We start from the raw sequence: 9,284 nt of genomic DNA on the forward strand, positions 1-9,284 counted from the left end.
AGAGGTTCAAATCCTCTAAGGGTCGCCAGATATTTTAAATTTTAGGTCGCTTAGCTCAGTTGGTAGAGCGCCACCCTTACAAGGTGGATGTCATAAGTTCGAGTCTTATAGCGACCACCATTACTTTTAGGTGCAGCGGTAGTTCAGTTGGTTAGAATGCCGCCCTGTCACGGCGGAGGTCGCGGGTTCGAGCCCCGTCCGCTGCGCCATCTACTAAACCTTAGGTTAAGGTTCTTGATTCTATTTTTTCTTGTTTTTTTGAGTGATCAAATTAAATTTTAAGATTATAAGTTCTAAGATAACACTTTATGATTTGTTATTGATACTTAATCTTGCCTCGTTAGCTCAGTTGGTAGAGCATATCACTCTTAATGATGGGGTCGTAGGTTCGAGACCTACACGGGGCACCATCTTTTGGCCCATTCGTCTAGCGGTTAGGACACCAGCCTCTCACGTTGGTAACACGAGTTCGAGTCTCGTATGGGTCACCATTTTTCTTTTAAATTTAACTCAAATTTTGAAAAATTACTGCTGGTGCAATAAATTTGACTAGTAAATATTTGATCTGTAATAAACTGAACGTATTTTGCTACCGAAATTCTAAAATTGAACTTTGGTGTAAAAAATGTTTAAAATGCCTTTTTGTTTTATAAAAGGTAAATTTGTGTTAAAAACTACTAGAGTTGCGCATATAGAAAGCATATGAAAGGCAATTGGGATATTTAAATAGTAGATTTTGTATAAAAATGCCGCATTCTAAAATCTCATAATTCTTTGCTGAAGCTCTAAAAACTTGTTTTAATAACTAGGTGCTTGAGTTTCGTAAAAGGTTTTAGGCGAAAACGGATCAGCAGTTTTTAAAAGTTTAAAGATTACAAATAATGATGACATTATGACTGCTGGAGTTATTAAATCTTTTAGAAATACATAAATTTATAATTTAGCCGCAATATAAATTTACTGATTTTGTCTTGATAAATTTGACTTATAAGATAAAAAGAGTAGGGCGCATTTTGACTACGCCCTTTTATAAATTAAAAATGAAAATTAAATTTGACCTATTTTAGCTCAAACGCAAGAGTTGCTGCGATCGTCTCGTCATCGCAAATTTTTGAGTTGGCAAATGGCATTTTATGCACTGTTTGTAGCAGCCATTTTCCAGGTTTAAGTGCAAGCACCTCTATCGTGCCGTCTGGCTCAGTTTGGCCATGAAATGCACTTTTTTCTTTTAAAAATCCATCAAATGTTCCATCAAGCGTAGCATTTTCTAAAGGTTTGCCCTCAAATAGAATCTTCACTTTAAATGGCACACCAACTTTGAAATTTGCTGGATTGTCAAGTGGGACTATCTCTAAGCGCTGCTGTGAAGGCTTTGTCACAGAGTCGTCCTTGGCGTTTTTGTTTATGACACCTTTTGCGCTCATGCTCGCTTTTTTGCAGTATTTGGCGTCCTTGATGTCCTCTTTGGTTTTGCCCATGTGCCATGTGCCATCGCTTGCTTTTGTCCAAAACGTAGGCTTATACTCGCCAGCTATAAGGTATGAGCCGTTTTCTAGTTTGGCCCTTTCATAGTGGTAGTTTTCGCCACTTTGTTTCAGGCTTAGTTTTTCGCCATTTTTGTTTATAACGTATGGGGCTTCAAATAGGGCGATCCTATTATCTGGGATCTTTTCAACAGTTGGGAAGTCGTCTGCGTAGCCGATATCAACGCTAGTTACCTCCTTACTGCTACCAAAAAGCCAAAATTCGTGAGCTAAAGAGTGACTGCTAAATGCCGCCAAAGCCAAAAGTGCAAATAAATGCTTGTTCATTGCCTATCCTTTCAGATTAAATTGTCTATTTTTATATTTCTAATATATGTCACAAAAATATTGTTAAATTTTTATATATATAAATTTCGTTAATTTTTATAAAATTTAGTAATCAAAACCAAATTTACTTTATCAAATTTATAAAAATAGCTTTACTATAAAAATAATTTAACTACTGAAATTACGAAATATAAATCAGTTGTGTAATTATATCAAAATAATAATTAATATCAATATAAAACTAAATTTTATCTATAAAGTGATAAACCAAGATAAATTTGCCTTTGCCATTTAGATAGCTAAAAGTTTCATTTTTGAAATATTTTATATAAAAATTCTTTTTTCTAATTATATTTTAATATTAGATTAAGATTATATCCTTTATAATGTCACTAAATTATTTTAAAAAATATAACTTTATAGTTATTTCCAAGGAAGGTTAAGATGAGAACTCTCTTATCTTTAGGCATGGTGTGTGCTGCGCTACTTGCTAATGAGACTAATCTAAAAAATGAGTTAAACAACGAAGAGATTAGGGCGAATATGGCAAGCTCTTTTAACGAAAGCTCCAACATAAATTTACTTAACGAAAAACGAACTTCAGAAGGTAAGCTAAATTTAAATGAAACCCCATGCTTTAAAATAGATAAAATTTCACTTCTTAGTGAGAACGAAGTAGCTAGCTTTAACGCTAGTAGTGGTGCTGATGAGGCTATAATAAGAAAAGCTTATAATGCAAACTACTCTAAATTTAACTCCATCTTAGAGGCTAGCTTAAACAAGCTTGACTTTAAATCAGGTAGCTGTCTTGGCAAAAACTCTATCAATCTAATCATAAACTCTTTTAACAACGAGATAATAAAAAGTGGCTATATCACTTCAAGTGCGAGCCTAGTTACAAAGAGCTTAAAAGATGCCAAGCTAGAGTTTGTGATAAATCTTGGCTTAATAGATGATATAAGCATAAACGAAATCGATAGTCAAAGAAACAGAGCGAGCTTATTTAGCGCATTTGGCGAGTACTCTCATAAAAATAAAGTGGCAAATATAAGAGATATCGAGCAGGCCCTTGAGTCACTTCAAAACGTCTCGAAAAATGATGTTAGCATTAAATTCTTACCTTCAAATAGAGCTGGCTTTTCAAATATAGTAATAACTAGAGTTGATAGCTTCCCTCTAAAAGCTGCTATTAGCATTGATAACCTTGGCTCAAAACAAAGCGGCAAGTACCAAGGCATGGTAAATTTAAGCACCCTAAATTTACTTGGATTTAACGAAATTTTTAGCTTCTCACGCGGCAAAGATATATTTAAAAAATATGAGGTCACAAATAAATTTAATGGCGCCACTGATCACGGAGCTTCAAATAACTACTATTACGGCTTTAGTATCCCATTTGGCTACTTCATGCTTGAGTATGAAAAGAGCAAATATGACTACGCCCAGATCATAAATGCAGCCTATAATCTCTACACATATAAAGGTAGAAGTGAGAGCGACTCACTAAGCCTTGCTTATACATTTTATAGGGACTCAAATTTTAAAAATAGCGCTTACGTAAAGCTATTTAAGAGAAAAAATAAAAACTACCTAGAGGACTACGAGCTAGATAACCAAGCTAGAAGAAATGCTGGATATGAGGTAGGCGTAAAATCAAGCTACAACTCATATAACCAAGCTTTTAGTGCCAAGCTAGCTTACAAAAAGGGCACTGGTATATTTAGATCACAGCCTGATCCACTAGAAGATAGCGGCGAGGCTACATCTAGGTTTGCTCTAATAAATTTAAACCTAAACTACAAATATAAATTTGAACTTCCACTAAGCTATGATCTAAATATCAACGCAAGATATGGTCTAAATAAACTAAGCTTGCAAGATCGTTTTAGCATCGGTGGATATCACAGTGTTAGGGGATTTGACGGGGAGAGCTCACTTGTTGGAAACCACGGAGTAAGCGTAAGAAATACTCTCTCATATAACTACTATAAGAGTAACTCTGTCTATGCAGGGCTTGACGCTGGCATGGTAAGGGCAGCGAGCAGTGGTATAAAGGATAAAAACACCCTTGCAGGATACGCCATAGGTCTAAGAGGCAGCATAAAAGCCTACAATAACCTAAGCTACGACATATCTGTCTCAAAACCTCTTTATAAACCAAAGAGCTATGAAACTAAATCAACAAATGTAAATTTCATCATAAGCTACGAATTTTAAGGATAAAATATGCTAAAGAACAACCAAATTTCAAATGCGCAAAAGCCTAGCCTTTTAACCATAGGCTTAAATTTCTACGTAAGTCTCTCTTTGCTGCTTGGCACTATGCCCGCCCTTGCAAATGAGCCAAGTATCATAGCTGACCCAGGTGCTTTCACCCGCCCTGATATACTAAAAGCTCCTAATGAGACGCTAATCATAAACATCACAAACCCTGATAGCAAGGGCGTATCTATAAATGAATATAGCAGGTTTAATACCCCTCCAACTGGCACTATCCTTAATAACTCTAATAAAAACATAGATACTAAGATAGCTGGCCAGATAGATGCAAACTATAGGCTCACAAAAGAGGCAAGCCTTATTATCAACAAAGTAAATTCGGCTGAGAAATCATCTCTAAAAGGAAATTTAGAGGTTGCTGGTAGCAGAGCTGATGTGGTCATAGCAAACCCAAATGGCATAAGCGTAGATGGTCTAAATATGATCAACTCTCGCTCACTCACACTAACAACAGGTAGTATCAATAAACTAAGTCCTAAAGAGATAGAGCTAATATCTGATAAGTCTATCGACATCGTAGGGGACGGCCTAAACGATAAGAGCAGCGACTATACTAATGTGATCTCAAATGCCATAAATTTAAACTCAAATATCCACGCAAATGAGCTAAACATCATCGGTGAAAAGGCGGTAGCTTCAAGCAAAGATAGACTTTACAACGACATAAAAGCTAAAAACCAAGAAAACAGCTTTAGCCTAGATAGTAGCGCGCTTGGTGGCATGTATGCTAATAAAATCAAACTAGTTGGCACAAGTAACGGAGTAGGCGTAAATAATAATGGTCTAGTTATAGCAAATAACAACATAGAGATAAGCCTTGATGGTGATATAGTTAATGCTGGTGCTATCGCTTCTAATAAAGAGGCTAAGATAGAGGCAAAGACTATAACAAACAAAGATGAAGCGCTAATAGCAGCCAAAGAGAGCCTTAATATAAAAGCAGACAATTTGGTAAATACCTCAAGCCAGATTTATGCTAAAGATATAAATGTAGAGGCTAAAAAGCTGGTAAATAACTCAAGCTCGCAGGCTAGGGTGGATACAGTGCATAAACAAGGCACTATGCATCTAAAAAAAGAGGGAGTAAATAGATATAAGCTTGGTGTAAATTTAAAAGAGCTAAAAGAGAAAATAAGCACCAAACTAGCTAAAAAACTAGGTAAAGATATAAGTGAGCTAGATGAAAACGAGGTAAATGAGCTAGTATTAAAAGAGGCTGCAAATAAAGATGGTGCTCTATATGCTCTAAATTTACACAAAGACTCATATCTATATGGCACATCAACAAAGGTATTTGGTAATCTAAGACTAGACATCGACAAAAACGAAGTAGTACTTGATACTAGCAAAGCAAAAGACCGCGAAGTGCTCAAGAGAATTTACTACTCTATAAACAAAGAAATTTTAAATGAAGATGATAAGGCAAATTTTATCCCAGGCAGCATAGTAGCAAGCAATGATATAAATTTAAAAACAGATGAGCTACTAAATGATAAGAGCTTTATCTATGCAGGCAACGACCTCGTGCTTGATAGCAAAGATATAACAAACGTGGCGCTAAATTTAAGAAGAGATGTTAGCAGCTTTAACGAATTTAAATGGAAGCAACAAGAGTGGAAAGGAAAAATGGGAAAAGTCACTGGCAAAAAGAAATGGGTGACTAAAGGTGGAAAAAGCACGAATTTTAACTTCTCATACACTGATGTTGGCTTGCCAACAGTCTTTGCAGCGGGCAATAACATAGTAGGAAGCACACAGGACTTTTCAAGCTACGCACTAAATGATGATATAAAGCTAGCAAATGTTGATCTGGATAAATTCTCTGAGCCAATATTTAATAGCCCAATCATCAAAAACCTAAATAGAAGGGTTAAAAATCAAGGGTATTACTACAGCCTTGATAGTATAAACTCTGCTTATATAGCAAATATCCTTGATGGCTTATATGAAGCTAGAAACGAGAGCATAAGTAAATTTAAAAAGGAAGCTAAAGATAAAAATGTAAAAGCTTCAGCTCTTGTAATGGCAAATAACATAGACCTAGACGCCAAAGGCAACATAAGCCTAGCTGGTAGCGTAGTGGCTGATAATGTAAATTTAAACTCACAAAATTTAAACCTAAATCACCTAGAGTTAAACTCTAAAGATCTAAATTTAAAAGCAGGCGCAGTAAACATCAATTCAAGCGACATCAGCGCTAAAAATATAAATGTAAATGCCAATAATATAAGCTTAGACAAAGAGTCATCTCAGTTTAGTAAGGCGTCAAATTTAAAAGCAGACGAGAGCTTAAATTTAAGTGCTAAAGAAAATCTAAACATCGCTGGCGGAGGTTTGGAGGCTGACAAGCTAAATTTAAGTGCAGATAATATAAATATAAACGCCAAAGAGTTTGCCTACAGCCATAGCGCAAAAGAAAAGGGCGTGGAATTTAACCAAAACATCCAAACGCTAAATAGCGCAAACCTAGATGCTAAGGATATAAATTTAAACTCTAAGTCAAATACCAACATAAGCTCAAGCAATCTAAGAGCTACTAACAAGCTAAACGTAGAAGCCGGAAATGATATATATGTAGTAGGTGCTAATACAAACGAGAGCACAGAAACTAAAGAGAAGTCAAAAGGCTTTTTCTCTAAAAAAGAGTCTCAGCTAATGGCTATAAATCAAAAGGTCATTAGCTCAAATTTAAACGCAGGTGATATCAGCCTAAAGGCTGGGGGTAATGCAATAGTAACTGGCTCAAATTTAAGCGCTAAAAACGATATAAACATAGATGCAAATAATATAAGTATAAATCCTAGCGCATATGAGAGCTTAGAGTATTCTCAAACTAATAAAAGAGACTTTGGCGGACTTAAAAGATCTATTGATATGCACTCTTTATCAAATTTGAACCTAATCTCTTCATCGCTACTAACAAATAGTGGCAACATAAATTTAAATGCAAATAACGACATCTCTATCATCTCTTCAAATATAAACTCAGCATCAGTTCTAAATTTAAATGCCTTAAATACCATCTCTATACTAGCAGCCAAAGAGCAAAGCAAAGAGATAAGTATTCACAAAAGCTCCACTTTTAATCCTCTTGGAATTTTAACCTATGTTGCTACCCTTGGAACCAGTGGTGGCAAGATATATAGTGCAAAACATAACGAACAAGGCACACTTGATGGCATATCAAAGCTTTCAAATATATCAGCTAAAGATAACATAAACTTAAACACATCTGATGCGACAATCACAGCAAATTTAAGTTCAGATAAAAACATAGAGATAAAAGCAAACCAGGCCTCTATCCTAAACACTACTAATACCCATGAAAGCTACAGCATATCTAAAAGCAAGAGTATAAGCATAGCTAGATTGCAAGATATATTAAAAGATATTAAACCAAAAAGCCTAAGTGAGCTTAAAAAAGATACTAGCATAAAGCTAAGAGTGGCAGACGCTAAATATAAAGAAGCTACTAATAACACCTCTTCTTTAAATTCCATTAGTTCTACCTTAAATGCCAATAATATCAATATAGATACTAACTATGATATAAGTATAAAAGGCTCAAACCTAAACGCAAAAGAAGATATTAGCTTAATTAGTAAAAATGGCAACATCTACATCTCAAATAGCACAGATACAATCGATTCCACCTCCACTTTAAAAGAGGCACAGGCTGCCCTCTCCATCACTATGCAAAACGAATATGCACAGATAGCTCCAGCCACTATAGCCCTACAAGAAGCAGTTAAACAACTAAATAGCGTAAAAAAAGAATACGAACAATATAAGAATAAAAAATCAAATTTACAAACCAAACTAAATGAACTAAAGCAAAGATATAAAAACAAAGAAGCAGGCATCAATGCTTCTGACATAGAAGATCTAAGTGATATATTAGATAATATAAAAGATGAAGAGAGATACTATATAACAAACGTAGCACTAGCTACTACAAATGTAGCCTCTAAAACAACAGCTCTAATATCTCAAATAGCAGCAGCATCTGTAAGCTCAGGAACATATGGCTTTAGCGTAGGAGTAGCAGCAAATATAAGTGGCACACAAACAAATACTAAAAACAAACAAACCATCTCTTCACCTTCAAATTTAAATGCTTTAAATATAAGACTAACAACCAATAAAGATAAAGAGAGTAGCACTAACATAACTGGCTCAAATCTACTAGCTAATAATAATATAGATATAAACACTAAAGATCTAAATATAAACTCTAGCCAAGATAGATTTGAATCAGATGAAAATAGTAAGTCTCTTAGCGGAAGTGCTAAATTTACTATGTATGGAGGAGGTGGTGGAAGCTTAGGTCTAGACCACTCACAATCAAACAGCTATAGTGAAAGCATCACTAATAATAACTCAAAGCTAATATCTAATAAAGATATAAATATAAACACAGCTAATGATACAACCATTAAAGGAGCAAATTTAAGAGCTGATGGAACAATAAATTTAAAAGTAGGAAATAATCTAAGCTTAGAGAGCCTAAGAGATAGATATACCTCTAATCAAAAAGACTTTAGTATATCAGCAGGAGTTGGCTTTAGTGGTAATACTATAGCTAAGAGTAATGGTATAACTACAACAGGGTTATTTGATAAAAACCATTTCGTAGATATTAACACCATAGATAAATCTAGCACCAATGCAAATTTCTCTAGATCAAGCTCAAATACAATAACTAAACAAACTATCCTCTCATCTATAACAGCCAATGAGCTAAACGTAGAGGTAGGTAAAAACACTCATCTAAAAGGATCACTTCTAGCAGCAGGAGAGTATGATAAAGATAATACCTTTATAGATAACCATAACCTAAATTTAAAAACAGACACCCTAAGCTATGAGAATCTATCAAATACAAGCTACAACAAAGGAACAAACTTTAGTATAGGAGCTAACTATATCCTAGAAGATAAAAACAATAAAGATAGCAGATCAAATAACAATCAAGAAGATAAATTTACAGGTCTTAAATCAATAGATCTATCTAACCATAGAAATTTAAGCTACACACTATCTAAAAACCTAACAACTCTAGGCAGTGGCAACATAGAGATAGCTGATAAAGATAGCTCTGATGATCTAACAAGACTAAATAGAGATACAACTAAACTAACAAAAGATCTAGTAAATACTAGCATAAGCTCAAATGTAGATGCTAGTATGGAT

Annotated in this window: 3 protein-coding genes and 4 tRNA genes; 6 read left to right on the forward strand and 1 reads right to left on the reverse strand. The window is 34.7% G+C overall.

The features are described 5' to 3' along the window. Positions 1-44: 44 nt before the first annotated feature. The 4 genes from G6W41_RS09875 to G6W41_RS09890 all read left to right on the forward strand — a co-directional run bounded on the left by G6W41_RS09875 (position 45) and on the right by G6W41_RS09890 (position 491). Positions 45-120: transfer RNA gene (locus G6W41_RS09875), tRNA-Val, on the forward strand. 12 nt (positions 121-132) lie between these two features. After that, a tRNA-Asp gene (locus G6W41_RS09880) sits at positions 133-209 on the forward strand. A gap of 125 nt (positions 210-334) precedes the next feature. After that, positions 335-410, forward strand: a tRNA-Lys gene (locus tag G6W41_RS09885). A gap of 6 nt (positions 411-416) precedes the next feature. Continuing rightward, positions 417-491, forward strand: a tRNA-Glu gene (locus tag G6W41_RS09890). Between the two features lie 567 nt (positions 492-1,058). On the opposite strand, the gene G6W41_RS09895 is transcribed toward G6W41_RS09890, so the two are convergent. Then, positions 1,059-1,811: a DUF4198 domain-containing protein gene (locus G6W41_RS09895; protein ID WP_194171400.1), complete on the reverse strand. Its 753-nt coding sequence runs from the start codon at positions 1,809-1,811 to the stop codon at positions 1,059-1,061. 444 nt (positions 1,812-2,255) lie between these two features. Here G6W41_RS09895 and G6W41_RS09900 point away from each other — a divergent pair, with 444 nt between their 5' ends. Continuing rightward, positions 2,256-4,028 (forward strand): ShlB/FhaC/HecB family hemolysin secretion/activation protein, encoded by a 1,773-nt coding sequence (locus tag G6W41_RS09900; RefSeq protein ID WP_194171401.1) that lies wholly within the window; start codon positions 2,256-2,258, stop codon positions 4,026-4,028. A gap of 9 nt (positions 4,029-4,037) precedes the next feature. Beyond that, positions 4,038-9,284 (forward strand): hemagglutinin repeat-containing protein (locus G6W41_RS09905; protein ID WP_194171402.1); only part of this gene is annotated, 5,247 nt, incomplete at its 3' end.

It is taken from the genome of Campylobacter concisus (assembly GCF_015230035.1).
In the GTDB taxonomy this organism is placed as follows: Bacteria; Campylobacterota; Campylobacteria; order Campylobacterales; family Campylobacteraceae; genus Campylobacter_A; species Campylobacter_A concisus_BK.